The sequence below is a fragment of the Vibrio penaeicida genome (assembly GCF_030689305.1).
Taxonomy (GTDB): domain Bacteria; phylum Pseudomonadota; class Gammaproteobacteria; order Enterobacterales; family Vibrionaceae; genus Vibrio; species Vibrio penaeicida_B.
Map to the genome: position 1 here is coordinate 411,556 of NZ_JAUYVM010000001.1, position 16,640 is coordinate 428,195.

At 43.8% G+C, this 16,640-nt stretch carries 16 protein-coding genes; 2 read left to right on the top strand and 14 right to left on the bottom strand.

What is annotated here, in order from left to right:
- Positions 1-353: 353 nt before the first annotated feature.
- From Q8W40_RS01820 to yceD, 13 genes are all read right to left on the bottom strand, one after another.
- On the bottom strand, positions 354-1,118 hold the full coding sequence (locus Q8W40_RS01820; protein WP_305395627.1) for a TatD family hydrolase: 765 nt from the start codon (positions 1,116-1,118) through the stop codon (positions 354-356).
- Positions 1,108-2,067, bottom strand: coding sequence for a DNA polymerase III subunit delta' (gene holB / locus Q8W40_RS01825; RefSeq protein ID WP_305395628.1), 960 nt, complete (start codon positions 2,065-2,067; stop codon positions 1,108-1,110). Before holB ends, Q8W40_RS01820 begins: the two co-directional genes overlap by 11 nt.
- Entirely contained in the window at positions 2,067-2,705 is a 639-nt protein-coding gene (gene tmk / locus Q8W40_RS01830) for a dTMP kinase (RefSeq protein WP_305395629.1), read from the bottom strand. The genes holB and tmk overlap by 1 nt, the downstream gene beginning before the upstream one ends.
- Positions 2,702-3,718 carry an endolytic transglycosylase MltG gene (gene mltG, locus Q8W40_RS01835; RefSeq protein ID WP_305395630.1) on the bottom strand — a complete coding sequence of 339 codons (1,017 nt, stop codon included), beginning with the start codon at positions 3,716-3,718 and terminating at the stop codon, positions 2,702-2,704. Before mltG ends, tmk begins: the two co-directional genes overlap by 4 nt.
- Positions 3,715-4,521 carry an aminodeoxychorismate lyase gene (gene pabC, locus Q8W40_RS01840; protein ID WP_305395631.1) on the bottom strand — a complete coding sequence of 269 codons (807 nt, stop codon included), beginning with the start codon at positions 4,519-4,521 and terminating at the stop codon, positions 3,715-3,717. The genes mltG and pabC overlap by 4 nt, the downstream gene beginning before the upstream one ends.
- 117 nt (positions 4,522-4,638) lie before the next feature.
- The gene (gene fabF, locus Q8W40_RS01845) at positions 4,639-5,883 is read right to left on the bottom strand and encodes a beta-ketoacyl-ACP synthase II (RefSeq protein ID WP_305395632.1); all 1,245 of its coding nucleotides are present in this window, start codon (positions 5,881-5,883) and stop codon (positions 4,639-4,641) included.
- A 96-nt stretch (positions 5,884-5,979) separates the two neighbouring features.
- Positions 5,980-6,213, bottom strand: a complete 234-nt coding sequence (acpP, locus tag Q8W40_RS01850) for an acyl carrier protein (protein ID WP_004406112.1) — start codon at positions 6,211-6,213, stop codon at positions 5,980-5,982.
- A gap of 167 nt (positions 6,214-6,380) precedes the next feature.
- Complete coding sequence (fabG, locus tag Q8W40_RS01855; protein ID WP_180958435.1) at positions 6,381-7,115, bottom strand: 3-oxoacyl-ACP reductase FabG; 735 nt, start codon at positions 7,113-7,115, stop codon at positions 6,381-6,383.
- Between the two features lie 40 nt (positions 7,116-7,155).
- Complete coding sequence (gene fabD / locus Q8W40_RS01860; protein ID WP_305395635.1) at positions 7,156-8,079, bottom strand: ACP S-malonyltransferase; 924 nt, start codon at positions 8,077-8,079, stop codon at positions 7,156-7,158.
- 94 nt (positions 8,080-8,173) lie between these two features.
- Complete coding sequence (locus Q8W40_RS01865) at positions 8,174-9,127, bottom strand: beta-ketoacyl-ACP synthase III (RefSeq protein ID WP_305395636.1); 954 nt, start codon at positions 9,125-9,127, stop codon at positions 8,174-8,176.
- A 5-nt stretch (positions 9,128-9,132) separates the two neighbouring features.
- Complete coding sequence (plsX, locus tag Q8W40_RS01870) at positions 9,133-10,158, bottom strand: phosphate acyltransferase PlsX (protein ID WP_305395637.1); 1,026 nt, start codon at positions 10,156-10,158, stop codon at positions 9,133-9,135.
- 9 nt (positions 10,159-10,167) lie between these two features.
- Positions 10,168-10,338 carry a 50S ribosomal protein L32 gene (rpmF, locus tag Q8W40_RS01875; RefSeq protein WP_004406120.1) on the bottom strand — a complete coding sequence of 57 codons (171 nt, stop codon included), beginning with the start codon at positions 10,336-10,338 and terminating at the stop codon, positions 10,168-10,170.
- Between the two features lie 30 nt (positions 10,339-10,368).
- Complete coding sequence (gene yceD, locus Q8W40_RS01880; protein ID WP_104399313.1) at positions 10,369-10,893, bottom strand: 23S rRNA accumulation protein YceD; 525 nt, start codon at positions 10,891-10,893, stop codon at positions 10,369-10,371.
- 135 nt (positions 10,894-11,028) lie between these two features.
- Between yceD and Q8W40_RS01885 the strand changes: the two genes are divergently transcribed.
- Positions 11,029-11,613 (top strand): Maf family protein, encoded by a 585-nt coding sequence (locus tag Q8W40_RS01885; RefSeq protein ID WP_305395638.1) that lies wholly within the window; start codon positions 11,029-11,031, stop codon positions 11,611-11,613.
- Between the two features lie 162 nt (positions 11,614-11,775).
- Here the strand turns inward: Q8W40_RS01885 and rluC are convergent, their stop codons facing one another.
- On the bottom strand, positions 11,776-12,726 hold the full coding sequence (gene rluC, locus Q8W40_RS01890) for a 23S rRNA pseudouridine(955/2504/2580) synthase RluC (RefSeq protein WP_305395639.1): 951 nt from the start codon (positions 12,724-12,726) through the stop codon (positions 11,776-11,778).
- A gap of 778 nt (positions 12,727-13,504) precedes the next feature.
- On the opposite strand from rluC, the gene rne reads away from it, so the two are divergent.
- Positions 13,505-16,546 carry a ribonuclease E gene (rne, locus tag Q8W40_RS01895; protein WP_305395640.1) on the top strand — a complete coding sequence of 1,014 codons (3,042 nt, stop codon included), beginning with the start codon at positions 13,505-13,507 and terminating at the stop codon, positions 16,544-16,546.
- Positions 16,547-16,640 lie beyond the last annotated feature (94 nt).

The following is a 16,640-nucleotide window of genomic DNA, read 5'->3' on the forward strand; positions in this document are numbered from 1 at the left end:
CGAATTCCTGAGATGGATTATATTTTTAGCCTCTAAATATTTCGTGACCTAACTCACCCTTTAAATCTCATTCTGAAATTTAGTTCCAAAACAGTACCGTGATCACAATCGTAATTCTCTAATGCAAAGGATTGCAAACACATAAAGCATTGTTTTTAATTGATATATTTGAACTTTAGCTCTTAAGCATAAGGTAAACAAAAAATGAACACTTGTTATTTTACGTAACAAAATTACAAGTTATCCATTTTGTTATTTAATTCACCAACATATATGGTGAACATCATCAAATGGGCTAATTGGAATAAAAAAAGGGAGCCTAAGCTCCCTTTTTCATCAATTCGGCATTTTCTTCACAAAAAAAGATTTTGGAAGTTTCTGGTTGTTACTTGAGCAACTTCACCTAACGACACATTTTTTAACTGCGCAATGTACTGAGCCACCTCGACAACATAAGCGGGTTGGTTCTCTTTTCCTCGGTGAGGAATTGGGGCTAAGTATGGAGAGTCGGTTTCGATCAGCAATCTATCCAATGGCAGCGCTTTTACAACCTCTTTTAATTCCGTCGCAGCGCGAAATGTGACTATGCCAGAAATCGAAATGTAAAAGCCCAACTCCATCGCAGCTTCTGCAAATGGTAAATCCTCTGTAAAACAGTGGATCACACCACCACACTCTTGCGCATTTCCGTCTCGTAGAAGCTTCAAAGTATCTTCACGCGCATTCCTCGTGTGAATAATTAGTGGCTTATCAACTTCAACCGCCAAAGCGACTTGTTGCTCAAAGCGCTCTAGCTGCAGCGCTTTGGTCTCTGGCTTATAGTGATAATCCAACCCCGTTTCACCGATAGCCACAACTCGTGGATGACGGGCGTATTCATAAAGCTTATCCAAGCAAAATGTACTTTCCACATCCAAAGGGTGTACTCCGCATGAAGCCGATACGTTGTTAAATGGCTCAATCATCTCCATCATTTTTGAAAAGCTATCTAGGGTAACGCCAACGGAAAGCAAATATTCAACATTGGCTTTACGCGCTTTCTCTACAACGTCCGCCACTCCTGTATGCAGCTCTTCATAATTCAATTTATCTAGGTGACAATGCGAATCAACAAACATTTTTCTTCTCGTGTAAATCTAAAAACCAGTCTGCGACAAGCAGTTCTGCGTTTAATCCAGGAAACATCTTCAATTGATGAATTAATTGGTTAAGTTGTCGAGTTTTTTTGTACGCCAGATCATAGTCAATCCATTTCAAAATAGGCTCTAAATAGGCACTTTTTTCTTGGACAAAAAAGTCTTTTTGAGCACTAGTAAGCGCAAAACTCAACCAGCCAAGGCGTTCGACAGGCTGATCCTTAATAGCAGACCAAAAGTTATTATATGAAGGAATGGCAGAAGAAAGCTGAAGTGACAAACTATTAAGTAACGCCTCAAATTGCTTTTCCTGACCATCACGCGCGAACGCTAGTGCGGCTAACGGGGCACCATGACTCAGTTTCAGTGCCAAGTCACTAACTGGCTGTTCTGAATTCTGGTTAAGCCAAGACATCGCATCAGCAAACTCAGGTGTCGCGATATCCCACTGCTGGCAACGGCTCACAATAGTAGGAAGCAGCTGATGTTTATCTGCCGACATCAACAAAAATACGCAGTTTTCCGCTGGGGATTCTAACGTTTTTAGTAACGCATTAGATGCTGATTCATTCATTGCCTCAGCAGGGCTAATGATGATGAGGCGCTTACCACCAAGCTGTGAAGACTCTAAAGCCCAACGATTGGCTTGGCGGATTTGATCAACAACTATCGATTTACCTTCCTTTTCAGGCACAATACTGTGTATGTCCGGATGACTACCAGACTTTGATAAATCACAGCTATGGCAAAAACCACACGCTTCGTCCGTTGCATTACTGCATACCAAAGCCTGTGCAAACTTATCGGCTAACTGCTGTGCACCTAATCCCTCTGGGGCATGGCACAATAAAGCGCCCGTCACGCGATCGTTGGTTAACAACGACTGCCAATGATTCCATGTGAGACGTAGCCAAGGATGCAGATCGGACATTATTTCTCCAGCGACTCTAGCCAATTTTGTAAGGCTTGGTTTAGACTCTGAGCAACATCTTCAATGGCTTGCTCAGCATTCACGATCACAACGCTTGGATCTGATTCCGCAATTTCGAGATAACGTTGACGAGTACGCTCAAAAAAACTGATATCCATTTTTTCGATACGGTCTAGTTCCCCTCTTCCTCGAGCGCGCTCTAATCCAACACGTGGGTCAATATCAAGGTACAACGTCAGATCTGGCTTGAAACCACCTAACGACACTTTTTTTAGCGATTCCATGGTGTCACGCGCTATTTCACGCCCACCACCTTGGTAAGCTTGTGATGACATATCATGCCTATCACCGACAACCCAAGCTCCAGAATCTAATGCTGGCTTAATCACGGTCTCAACGAGTTGAACGCGAGCGGCGTACATGAGCAACAATTCAGAAATATCTTGAAGTGCTTCTCCTTCGTGCTCTTCTTTCACCAACGAGCGCATTTTCTCAGCCAACGCTGTGCCGCCTGGTTCTCTGGTATTAACAATATTCTGCACACCATGTTGCGCCAGTTTTTCTTTTACAGCCTGAATAGCTGTACTTTTTCCTGCGCCTTCAAGACCTTCGATAACAATAAACTTCGCTGGATTCATTTTTTACTTCTTAGTACTTTCAAATATTGTCTTACTGCTCGGTTGTGAGCAGCCAAATTCTTGCTAAATACGTGGCCACCATGACCACTGGCTACAAAATATAGGTAACGACTATTTTCTGGATTCAACGCCGCTTCAATAGAGGCCGGACCCGCCATTGCTATGGGCGTTGGGGGGAGGCCTTTAATCACGTATGTGTTATACGGCGTAGGTGTACGCAGATCTTTCTTTCGAATATTACCATCATAGCTTTCACCCATACCATAAATCACCGTAGGGTCAGTTTGAAGGCGCATACCTTTGTTTAAGCGGTTGATGAATACCGATGAAACCCGCTCTCTTTCCTCATCGAGCGCCGTTTCTTTTTCGATAATTGACGCTAAGATTAAGGCTTCGTATGTCGATTTTAGCGGCAACTTTTCTTGTTTGCCTTTCCATGCATTTTTCAGCGCTGTATTCAGATCGCGATGCGCTCGTTTAAGAATATCTAAGTCTGAAGTTCCGGCGGTAAAATGATATGTCTCAGCGAGAAACAAACCTTCCAATTTTTGCATGTTTATATTAAGTGCTTCCGCAATTTCCGGTTCAGACTTTCCGCGAGTAAGATGACGAAGGTGTTCAGTCGTATCCAATATAGCTCGCCACTCTTTGAAAGTTGTTCCCTCAACAAAAGTAATAGCAAATTGATACTCTTTACCTTCCCCTAAAAAGATTAGCGCTTCGCTTAGCGTCATTTCCGGCTTCAGCAGAAATGTTCCCGCTTTCACTTGAACGAGCTCAGGATACGCATGACGAATAAGTTTTGAAAAAGGGCTTGTACTAATCCAGCCCGCATTTTCAAATTGCGCTAATACGCCTTGAAAACTCGTGCCGGGCTTGATGGTAATTAGCTCTGGCTGCGAATTAGTGACGGGTTGATTAATGTACTGTTGAGCTTGTTGACTGACGTAAAACCCTACAGCCGCCAAGATCACAGCGCAGAGAGCCAGAAAAATCGCAATTTTTTTAATCACGTTACAAATATCTCCTGGAAAGTATTGGTTAGAGAGCCAATTTCGAAGTGGGTTTTATCAATACAAGTAATTGGACAAACCTGAAGTAATGCATTGGTCATAAAGACTTCTTTTGCATTCAATAATTCTTCAATAGAAAATACATGTTCTACAAGCGTCATCTTCTTGGTAATTGCTTCTTCAATGACTTGTTTCCGCATAATGCCAGCCACACCACACAAATTAAGCTTTGGCGTACAAAGTCTAAATTCAGAGTCCACCCAAAATAGATTAGCCACACTGGTTTCTATAACGTTGCCTTCAAAGTCACAGACGATCGCTTCATTCCAACCATTCTGCTCTATCTCGGCTTTAATCAATACTTGCTCTAATCGGTTGTTGTGCTTAAGACCAGCAAGCAAAGGCTGGTGACCCAAATGAGTTTCACAAATGCCTAATGACACGCCTTTGCTGGCCCATTCGTTGTAATGCACTGGGTAGTCGAATGCTGTAATGGTTACGGTTGGCGCAGATGTGCCCGCAATACCGTATCCTCTTCCCCCTGTACCTCGACTTATATGAATTTTCAGACCCGCTTTTTCTTTATCCAAAGCAACCTTGTTGCACCATGCATAAACGTCTCCCCAATTTGGCGCTGGAATCCTAAGGGTTTTTAAACATGCTGCAAGACGCTCTTTATGATAATTCCATGCTTGGATTTGTTTTTTGCAGGTGAGAAGAGTCGAAAAGCAACCGTCTCCATATTGGAAACTTCGATCAGAAACTGAAAGTAATTCTTGGGGGCTTCCATTGACGAGAATCATAGCTGCTCCATAAATACAAAAGCCACTCCATACAAACAAAAGCGGCTCAATGCTAAGCATCAAGCCGCTTTAAAACAAGCTTAACTATACTACTCTATCGATTCTTTTAGAATCGCATCAGATCTTTTTGAAGATCAATGAACCGTTGGTTCCACCAAAGCCAAATGAGTTACACAATGCGTACTCCATGTCGACTTTGCGAGACGTATGAGGAACGAGGTCAATGCCTTCAGTGCCTTCGTCTGGGTTATCAAGGTTGATAGTAGGTGGAACTTCTTGATCAACTAGTGCCATTGCAGTAATGATCGCTTCAACAGAACCAGCTGCTCCAAGCAAATGACCAATCATAGATTTGGTAGAAGAAACCAACACTTGTGCTGAACCTGCTTCACCTAGTGCACGCTTAACGCCTTTAATTTCAGCGATATCGCCTGCTGGCGTAGATGTACCGTGAGCATTGACGTAACCGATTTGTTCACCTGTTACACCAGCATCACGCATCGCAGCTTCCATCGCTAGCGCACCACCAGAACCGTCTTCGCTTGGGGAAGTCATGTGGTAAGCATCACCACTCATCCCGAAGCCAACAAGCTCACAGTAGATTTTCGCACCGCGCGCTTTAGCGTGCTCGTACTCTTCAAGAACCATCATTCCGGCGCCATCTCCGAGAACAAAACCATCTCGGTCTTTATCCCAAGGACGTGAAGCACGTTGAGGTTCATCGTTACGGGTAGATAATGCCTTTGCTGCACCGAAACCACCGATGCCAAGTTGTGTTGAGGCTTTTTCTGCACCACCTGCTACCATCGCATCCGCATCACCGTATGCAATCATACGTGCCGCGTGTCCGATATTGTGTAAGCCAGTTGTACAGGCTGTAGAAATAGCGATATTTGGACCGCGTAAACCTCTCATTATTGAAAGGTGACCGGCAATCATATTAACGATTGTCGATGGCACGAAAAATGGGCTAATTTTACGTGGACCTTTTTCGCGCAACGCTGTATGACCGGCTTCAATCAAGCCAAGACCACCGATACCAGAACCAATCGCAGCACCAATTCGAGGGCCGTTTTCTTCGGTTATCGTTAGGCCTGAATCATCAAGCGCTTGAATACCCGCAGCAATACCATACTGGATGAATAAATCCATCTTACGGGCGTCTTTTTTAGACATGTACTCTTCGCAGTTAAAGTCTTTGACTATTCCTGCAAAACGGGTTGTGAATTCGGAAGGATCAAAGTGCTCGATATCAACGATACCACTTTGACCTGCTAACAGGGCTTTCCAGGCTGATTCTACAGTGTTGCCTACCGGTGACAACATACCCATGCCAGTGACAACTACACGACGCTTGGACACGATATAACTCTCCGGAGTTGAAATTGATTAAGTGAAAGGATAGAAGATAGTCGATAAAAACTCAGGCGGTCAAGGATGACCGCCTGGAAGTGCAAATTACTGAGCGCTGTTCACGTAGTCAATTGCAGCTTGAACAGTTGTGATTTTCTCAGCTTCTTCGTCTGGAATCTCAGTGTCGAACTCTTCCTCTAGAGCCATAACTAGCTCTACAGTGTCCAGAGAATCAGCACCTAGATCGTCTACGAATGAAGCTTCGTTTTTAACTTCTGCTTCATCTACACCTAGCTGTTCAACAATGATTTTCTTTACGCGTTCTTCGATGTTGCTCATTTTTCTTTTCCTTTACAGACTTCGCTTTATGCGATGTTTTCCGTAGTTTATTCAAACTTTTAAAAGTTGCAAGGGTGACCTTGCTGGTCAAACCACAATTTGCGCGATTTTTCCCGAAATTCGGTACATTTTTGACCTAAATCATGCATAAATCAATTACGCAAGACTTAAACCATGTACATACCACCGTTTACATGCAGGGTTTCACCTGTAATGTAAGCCGCTTCTGGTGATGCTAAAAACACAACCGCAGATGCAATTTCACGTGGGTCACCAAGACGACCTGCTGGTACAGACGCTAGTGTAGCAGCACGTTGGTCATCATTCAGCGCTTTTGTCATATCAGTTTCGATAAAACCTGGCGCAACTGTGTTCACCGTCACACCACGAGACGCAACTTCGCGTGCCATTGACTTGGTAAAGCCAATTACACCCGCTTTAGCAGCCGCGTAGTTTGTTTGACCAGCGTTGCCCATAGTACCAACAACAGAACCAACATTGATGATACGACCGTTACGTTTCTTCATCATACCGCGAAGAACCGCCTTAGATAAGCGGAAAATCGATGTTAAGTTGGTATCCATGATATCGGTCCACTCATCATCTTTCATACGCATCAGTAGGTTATCACGAGTAATGCCTGCGTTGTTAACTAGAATGTCCAGAGCGCCAAATTCATCGTTAATTGTCTTTAAAACAGATTGGATAGATTCGACATCCGTCACATTCAACGCAAGACCTTTACCATTCGCACCAAGGTACTCGCTGATTGCTGCCGCACCATTTTCACTTGTCGCTGTACCAATTACTGTGGCACCACGTTCAACCAAAAGTTCAGCAATTGCACGACCAATTCCACGGCTTGCACCTGTAACCAGTGCAATTTTGCCTTCAAGATTCATCATGTTTTGTTAATTCCTTAGTTTTTCTAACTTAAAAATGCTATTTAGCTGCTTCTAGCGTTGCCGCATCATTAACAGCCGCACCGGTAAGAGTTTTCACAATTCGTTTTGTTAGACCAGTCAGTACTTTACCCGGACCCAATTCGTAAAGTTTTTCGATACCTTGTTCACTCATCTTTTCTACGCCTTCAGTCCAGCGAACTGGGCTATGAAGTTGTCGAACAAGTGCATCTTTAATTTTTTCAGGGTCGGTTTCAGCAATCACGTCAACATTATTGATAACTGTAATGCTAGGTACATTGAATTCAATCGATTCAAGTGCATTCGCTAATTTTTCTGCTGCCGGTTTCATTAACGCGCAGTGTGAAGGAACCGATACAGGAAGAGGCAGAGCACGTTTAGCGCCAGCCTCTTTACACAAAGTACCCGCACGCTCTACTGCTTCTTTACTACCAGCGATAACCACCTGACCAGGAGAGTTATAATTCACTGGGGATACAACTTCACCCTGAGCGGCTTCTTCACACGCTTTTGCGATAGCATCATCGGCTAATCCAATGATCGCATACATTGCACCCGTTCCAGCCGGAACTGCTTCTTGCATTAAACGACCACGAAGCTCAACTAACTTGATGGCTTCTTTAAAATCAATAACACCCGCACATACCAGTGCAGAATATTCACCTAGGCTATGCCCAGCGAATGTTTCCGGAGTGGATAGACCTTGTTCTTGCCATACACGCCAGATTGCAACAGAAGAGGCTAGCAAAGCAGGCTGAGTACGGAATGTTTCATTTAAATCTTCGACTGGACCATTTTGAACCAGTGTCCAAAGGTCGTAGCCAAGTACTTCAGATGCCTCAGCAAACGTATTTTTTACTACTTCGTGTTGCTCGCCTAGCTCGGCTAACATGCCAACAGCTTGTGAGCCCTGACCCGGGAATACAACAGCAAACTTGCTCATCGTAACTTTCCTTCAAAGCTAAGCACCCATATGAGAATGCAATAAAAACAAAAAAGCCAGACCAACATCTGATGTGTCAATCTGGCAGAAATCATTAGAATCGGACTAGAGCTGAGCCCCAAGTAAAGCCGCCACCAAATGCTTCTAATAGCAGTGTCTGACCACGCTTGATGCGTCCATCACGTACCGCTTCATCCAATGCCGTCGGGATCGTAGCAGCAGAGGTATTACCATGGCGATCTAACGTCACAACAACTTGATCCATCGACATAGACAATTTCTTAGCAGTAGCAGTGATAATCCTAAGGTTCGCTTGGTGAGGTACCAGCCAATCTAGTTCATCTTTTTCCATCTTATTGGCTTCAAGTGTGTCTTTAACCAATCGGGAAAGCTGAGTAACCGCTACTTTAAAGACTTCGTTACCTGCCATGTGCAGCCACTTATCTGACTCTGCGTTTTCTCGGTTAGCCATTGGCAAGTTAAGCAAATCACCAAAACGACCATCGGAATGAAGATGAGTAGAAAGAATGCCTGGCTCTTCACTTTTACCTACGACAACAGCACCAGCACCATCACCAAATAAGATGACGGTTGAACGGTCAGTTGGATCACAAGTTTTGGAAAGCGTATCAGAACCAACAACCAGTACATTTTTACACATACCCGTTTTAATATGTTGATCAGCCACCGATAAGGCGTAAACAAACCCAGAACACGCTGCCGCTAAATCAAACGCAGGACAGCCGCTAATATCGAGCTGAGCCTGAAGCTGGCATGCAGATGAAGGGAATGCGTGGCTTCCACTGGTTGTCGCAACGATAATCAAATCGATATCTCTGCGATCAATACCCGCCATTTCAATAGCGTTAACAGAAGCGTGGTAAGCCATGTCGGCAACCGTTTCGTTCTCCGCAGAGATACGGCGCTCTTTAATGCCTGTACGAGTTACGATCCACTCATCACTTGTATCTACCATTTTCTCTAGGTCAGCGTTTGTACGCACTTGAGACGGCAGGTAGCTGCCTGTTCCTAAAATTTTGCTATACATGAAGACTAATAATGCCTCTCGAGTAAAACCGCTTCCAAACGATCGCTAATCCGGCTGGGAACCTGTCGTTTGACCTCGTGTACCGCTTCGCCAATCGCATTGACGACCGCCGATACATCAGCACTTCCATGACTTTTAATGACAATGCCGCGCAATCCTAACAAACTTGCGCCGTTATACTGGTCGGGGTTCAGGTTTTTGAGTTCATCTAAAAGACCACCGAACAATTTTCTTGCTATCCAGGCTTTTACCCCTGAACCAGCAAGCTGGCTTTTCAGTTTATTGAGGAACAAGTGCGCAACCCCTTCTGTTGTTTTAAGACAAACATTGCCGACGAACCCATCGCATACAACAACATCTGCGGAATCATGCAATAACTGATCCCCTTCTACATAACCGATATAATTAACTTCGTCGGTATCTGATAGAAGCTCTGCGCATCGCTTAACCAGATCATTGCCTTTTATGTCTTCTTCGCCAATATTCAGAATAGCCACAGTAGGCGTTCGTTCGAGGTGTTGTTCAGCAAGAGCGCTGCCCATAACCGCAAACTGGAATAAAGTATCTGCATCACAGGATACGTTCGCACCAAGATCCAACATCCATGTTTTGTTTCCATTGGCTGTTGGTAGTGCTGAGACCAAAGCAGGTCTTTCTATTCCAGGTAACAGTTTCAACCGAAATCGCGACAGTGCCATTAAAGCACCAGTATTGCCGCCACTCACACAAGCATCTGCTGTGTTTTCTTCTACGCTATCAATACACAGTTTCATTGAACTGCCATTGCTATTTCTTAAAGCTTGAGAAGGACGTTCGGTGTTAGATATGGTTCGATCACTGTGTTTAATGCTTAAGCGAGAGTTTGGAATATAACCAATTCGGGAAAGTTGAGACGTGATCAGGTCGCGATCACCAATTAAGATCACTTTTAGCTCTGGGAAATGCGACAATGCCTGCACGGCGGCAGGCACTGTTACGCGAGGACCGAAATCCCCGCCCATTGCATCGAGTGCAACGGTAATAGTTTGCAAAGGTTAACCTTACTTGTTGATAACCTTTTTGCCACGGTAGTAACCGTCAGCAGTCACGTTGTGACGTAGGTGAGTTTCACCTGAAGTTGCGTCTACAGAAAGTGCACTAGAAGTTAGTGCATCGTGTGAACGACGCATGCCACGCATTGAACGTGATTTCTTACTCTTTTGTACGGCCATTGACCCTACTCCTATGTTATTACTTAAAAATTAACGTTTTAAGTCTTTTAAAACATCAAATGGGTTCGGTTTTTCATCCACCACTTCTTCGGGGATTTCGCCAAACACCAAATTGTCTGAATTAACGCTACAATCCGCATCATCGTGCATTGCTACTTGAGGCAAGGATAAGATGAACTCATCTTCAACAAGTTGTATTAAGTCGACTTCACCGTACTCGTTCAGATCTACCAAATCGTACTCTTCCGGTGCATCCTCTTCACTTTTCTCACTATAAAAGGGAGTATAAGTAAATTGGACTTCACACGCTTGTGTGAAAACTTCATTACAACGTTGACACTCTAAATCGATTTCGACGTTAGCTTTACCAGAGATAACGACTAATCGCTGTTCATCATGCCCAAAGGACAATGAGACTTTTGCGTCACGTTTTACGCCTTCGGCTGTATCTGCTAAGCGCTTGAAAAGACTAGTTTGGATGATGCCATCGTAATCCAATCTTTTTTGAGCAGCTTTTGCTGGGTCAACCGTGCGTGGTATTTTTACCTTTTGCATAGGGCGCGAATATTATCGTTCAAATCTTCATGAGTCAAAGAAAAAGGACAAAAAAATGCGTTTTTTTCCTTATTTCGAGGATAACCAATAAAACTTAGTTTATTCTTCCTCAAACCCGTAATAATCCTGACCAAAATGAATACGACTCAGAAACTGATTTTAGCATCGACTTCTCCATTTAGACGCACTATCTTGGAAAAGTTAAACCTCCCCTTTTCTGTCGCCTCCCCAAACTGTGAAGAAACCATTCATGAAGGCGAAACACCACAAGCGCTGGTTTTGAGACTGGCGGAGCTCAAAGCCCGAGCATGTCCAACTCCTTCCCCCGCACTGATTATTGGCTCTGACCAAGTCTGCGTCATCGACGGGAAAATCGTTGGAAAGCCTCATACGCGAGCAAACGCGATTAAGCAGCTTCAGGCTCAGAGTGGTAAAAGCATCACCTTTTATACTGGGGTTGCTCTATACAATACAGAAAATGACTGTTGTGATGTTGAATTAGATACGTTTGTTGTTCATTTCCGCCAGTTAACCGACAGTATGATCGAAAATTACGTTGACAAAGAAGAGCCCTATTTTTGCGCTGGTAGTTTTAAGAGTGAGGGGCTTGGTATTGCGCTATTTGAAAAGCTGGAAGGCAAAGATCCGAATACGCTGGTTGGGCTGCCATTGATAACGTTAATTGCCATGCTAGAAAAGCAAGGTATTCGTGCTATTTAATTTTACCGACAAGTATCAAATTAATTTTGCTGACGCATCTGAAAAATGCGCTAACTTCCAACAAAGACCGCATTTCCGTGCGGTCTTCTTATATCTATATACATTCATCAAAGACGGACAAAGTGATACTGATTAGCTCAAGATGGTTATCGAGATACCAAGTTATCTTTCAAGTCCTCTAAGACCTTCGAGTACTTTTTCCAATTTATCGCCCATTGGAGCCGAAATATTGACCTTTTCGCTCGAACCGGGGTGCTCAAATTTAATGTTCGCCGCGTGTAAAAACAATCTATTTAGGCCCACCTTAGACGTATAGGCATCAAATCGAGGATCACCATAACGATCGTCCCAACCAATAGGGTGTCCGGTGTACTGCACATGAACTCGAATCTGATGAGTTCTTCCAGTAATTGGGCTGGCTTGCACCAATGTGGCTTGCTCAAATCTCTCTAAAACCTTGAATCGAGTTTCAGAAGGCTTACCTTTCGGGTTAACTCTTACAATACTGTTCACTTCATTTTTAAGTAGAGGTGCGTTAACCACTTTACAGCTATTTTTCCACTGTCCCATCACCAAAGCAAAATAGTATTTTTGTACCGTTTTTTCACGAAACTGAGCTTGCAAATGTCTCAATGCCGAACGTTTCTTCGCCACTAACAAAATGCCTGAAGTATCACGATCGATTCGATGGACAAGTTCCAAAAAACGCGCATCAGGTCTAAGTGCGCGCAGTGCTTCTATTGCACCAAACTTAAGACCGCTCCCGCCATGTACAGCAATGCCAGAAGGCTTGTTGAGAATCAACATATGATCATCTTCGAAGATGATATGCTTTTCCAGCTCTGCCACTTTGGTTAGCTTGGTACTTATCGGTGCCGCTTCAGGTTCTGCCGTTATTTTTACTGGGGGTATACGCACGGTATCCCCTGGCTGAAGCTTGTATTCCGCTTTAATTCTCTTTTTATTCACTCGCACTTCGCCTTTACGCAAAATACGATAAATCATGCTTTTAGGGATATTTTTAAGTTGGTTGCGCAAAAAGTTATCAATTCTTTGCCCAGCCATATCTTCGTCGATATCGACAAACTGTACGGTTGTTTTGATTTCGTTCATGACGCGCATTCTAACATTTTCGCTCCACTTCACCAGTCAAAATGCACTGTCAGCCCAACGAAAATGGTAGTTTAATGAAAAGATCAAAACTTTTTATTTCTATCGGTGAAAAAAGTTGTGAATAACTAGTGGGTGAATAATTGTACAAGGTGACAGTTATCTCTAATTAAGTTATTAATAACAGTTAATTACAAAGACTTCGATTTTCTCATCTCTCATTTTTTTAACACATTAATAGAAAGCTGATTGCCCACTTTTCTCCGCACTGCTATAGTTCAGTGCTGCAATGGTCAAATTGATTACATTTCGTACTCATACCAACAAATAAGACGATGCAAAGTCAGTTGCGCAGATACTTTTCCATTTTGAGCTTGAAAGAGGTCTCTACCGGCATATCCGGAAACAACTTCTTCTGCTTAGTTGGATATTTTCATATCGCAATAATGAAACGTCCCTTATTTCACTTGGTCGCAGAATCCATGAGCAATCAGCAACAAGAGTAGATCGCTTCTCAATCTTTATGCAGCAATGGGCGTCAGACATAGAGACAGAAGTATCACTTGTCGTTCTACTCTCTTTACTTGTGTTGAGTTATGACTGCCAAAACAGGCAGGTCACACGTTTTTTTTATGATTGTGTGGCAACTGAAGTGTCCTAGAGCATCCCTCCCAGCCGTGAGGTTGCAACGATAAACCACGGGATCAGACACCATAAGAAAAGTGCGAAGCGACAAGTTGAATAATCAAAACAAAGAAAAAGACAACGAGATTTTTTAACAATGAAAAGAATGTTAATCAACGCAACTCAAAAAGAAGAGTTGCGTGTCGCCTTGGTCGACGGACAGCGACTTTTTGATTTAGATATCGAAAGTCCTGGTCATGAATCAAAAAAAGCGAACATATACAAAGGACGTATCACTCGAATTGAACCAAGCCTAGAAGCTGCATTTGTAGACTATGGTGCAGAGAGACACGGTTTCCTTCCACTCAAAGAAATTGCCAAAGATTACTTCCCTGACGGTTACACCTACCAAGGTCGTCCTAGCATCAAAGAAGTGCTTCAGGAAGGTCAAGAAGTTATTGTTCAAGTAGAGAAAGAAGAGCGAGGCAGCAAAGGCGCTGCTCTTACTACTTTTATCTCTCTTGCAGGTAGTTACCTTGTTCTTATGCCTAATAACCCTCGAGCTGGCGGTATTTCACGCCGTATCGAAGGTGATGAGCGCACCCAACTAAAAGCAGCACTTAGTACTTTAGAATTACCTCAAGGTATGGGTCTTATCGTCCGCACCGCAGGTGTAGGTAAGAGTGCAGAAGAGCTTGAGTGGGACTTAAATGTCCTACTTAACCATTGGAACGCCATCAAAGAAGCATCTAACGCAAATGAGGCTCCTTTCCTAATTCACCAAGAAAGTAACGTGATTGTTCGTGCTATCCGTGACTACTTGCGTCGTGATATTGGCGAAATCCTTATCGATAGCAACACCATTTACGAGCGTGCAAAGCAGCACATTCAATTAATTCGCCCTGACTTTATAAGCAGAGTGAAAAAGTACGATGGTGAAGTTCCACTATTCAGCCATTACCAGATCGAAAGCCAGATAGAATCCGCTTTCCAACGCGAAGTTCGCCTTCCTTCTGGTGGTTCAATAGTTATCGATCCAACCGAAGCACTAACATCCATCGATATCAACTCTGCCCGAGCGACGAAAGGCGGCGATATCGAAGAAACCGCGCTCAACACGAACCTAGAAGCTGCCGACGAAATTGCACGTCAATTGCGTTTACGTGATCTCGGTGGATTGGTCGTTATCGATTTTATCGATATGACCCCTGTTCGCCACCAGCGTGAAGTTGAGAACCGACTGCGTGAAGCTGTACGCTTAGATCGTGCTCGTGTTCAGATTGGTCGTATATCACGATTTGGTCTGTTGGAGATGTCTCGACAGCGTTTGAGCCCTTCTCTTGCAGAAGCAAGTCATCACATTTGTCCTCGCTGTACAGGTACAGGTGTTGTGCGTGATAATGAATCACTCGCTCTCTCTGTCCTTCGTTTAATCGAGGAAGAAGCACTCAAAGACAATACGTCACAAGTATTGGCAGTAGTACCTGTTGCTATTGCATCTTACCTTCTTAATGAAAAGCGTCGTTCTGTTAACCATATTGAAAAACACCAAGAAGTAAAAATCACGGTTGTTCCTAATTCTGATATGGAAACACCGCACTTCGAAGTAATCCGTATTCGCGATGGCGAAGAGCAAGATCTTCTTTCTTACCTTGTTCCTAAGAAATTAGAAGCAATGAAAGAAGCGGAAGCCAAAGAGGTTGCTGAACCTGATCTTAAACCTAAGAAGCTTGAAGAACCGGCACTTAAAGGCTTTGCAGCACCAGCACAGTCTGCGCCAGCTCCAAAACCAGTACCAACTTCAAAGAGTAAGCCAGAAGCTAAGAAAGATGAAGAAAACCAACCAAGTTTCTTCGGTCGAGTATTTAAAGCGCTAGGTAGTTTCTTGTTTGGTTCTGGTGAAGAAGCCGAAACCAAGAAAGAAGAAGAGAAGAAACAAGAAGAGAAAAACGAGAAACGCCATGGTGGAAACCGCCAGCGTCGTGATCGTAAAGACCAACGTGATAACCGTCGCCGTAATTCACGCGATAATAAATCACGCAATCGTCGCCACGACAGAGACCGTGATCAAGAGGTTGAAGTATCTGAAACTGATACCAAGAAAGCCGCTGATTCACGCAAGCAGAATCGTAAACCTCGTCAAGACAAACGTGTTAAAGACGAAAGTAAAAACGATAAGCTAGCAAAACAAGGTCAGGAACTGGCTGCAGAAGCTCAAGCTTCAAAACCAGAGAAGAAAGAGAAAAAAGCCGAACAGGTTAAAGAGCGCCGACAACGTCGACAGCTCAAGAAAAATGTTCGAGTGAAAGACCAGAACAAAAAAGTCGAAGCCGCTGAAGAAGCTAATACAGAACAACAGCTGAAAAAATCTGCTGCTGTAGAAGCTAAAAAACCAGAAGCAAAAGGTGAAGAAGAGGAAACAAAACAGCGTCGTAACCGTCGTTCACCTCGTCATCTTCGTGCGAGTGGTCAGCGCCGTCGTCGTGGTCGTGATCGCAGACCAAATCCTTTCCGCTTACGTAAAGGTGGTGTTGCTTCGCCAGAAATGGCGATGGGTAAAGTGATGCCTCGCTACGACTTAGCAAAACCAAAACGTCTTAAAGAAGAAAGCGTCGAGAAACGCGTCGAAATTCATGCGCCTGCACATGGTGGATACTCATTCCCAGAAATGGCAATGGGCAAAGTGATCATTCGTCGTCAAGACTCGATTGCTGCAGAAACTCAGCCAGCGGTAGAAGAGACAGTAAAATCAGCTGTATCAATCACTACAGACAACACGCCGGCAGTTGAAACACCTAAGGTTGAAGCTCCTAAAGTTGAAGAGCCTAAAGTAGAAACGCGTAAAGCAGAAGTACCTGAAAAACAGGTATCTGCAGATCCAGTTCCTACTCCAGTGGCAGAAACTGAAGTAGCCGAGGTTCAAGTAGCTAAAGCTCAGGAAGCCGCTCCAGCGACACAAGATGTAGCTGAAGCTGTTCAATCTAAAGAGTCACCTGAGCCTATTAAGGTAAAAGTTTCTCACCAAGTGAAGTCACATGTTTCTGCGCCAACAGCAAAAGCGCCAGGCAGTGATGAGCTAAAAGAAATCCAAGTTGTCGCGGCTCCTCTAAGAGCAGAAAGATTCCAGCCGATTGGTGCAGGCAGTATTGCTGCTAAAAACCGAGCGTCTGCTGGTATGGCTAAAACTGGCAACTACTAGCTTAGTGCTACACTAAAAGCAGGTCGCTGATGCGACCTGCTTTTTTGTATTTAAAAACAAATGTTTTAACCAAAAAAGTAAAACGACAGAAAGG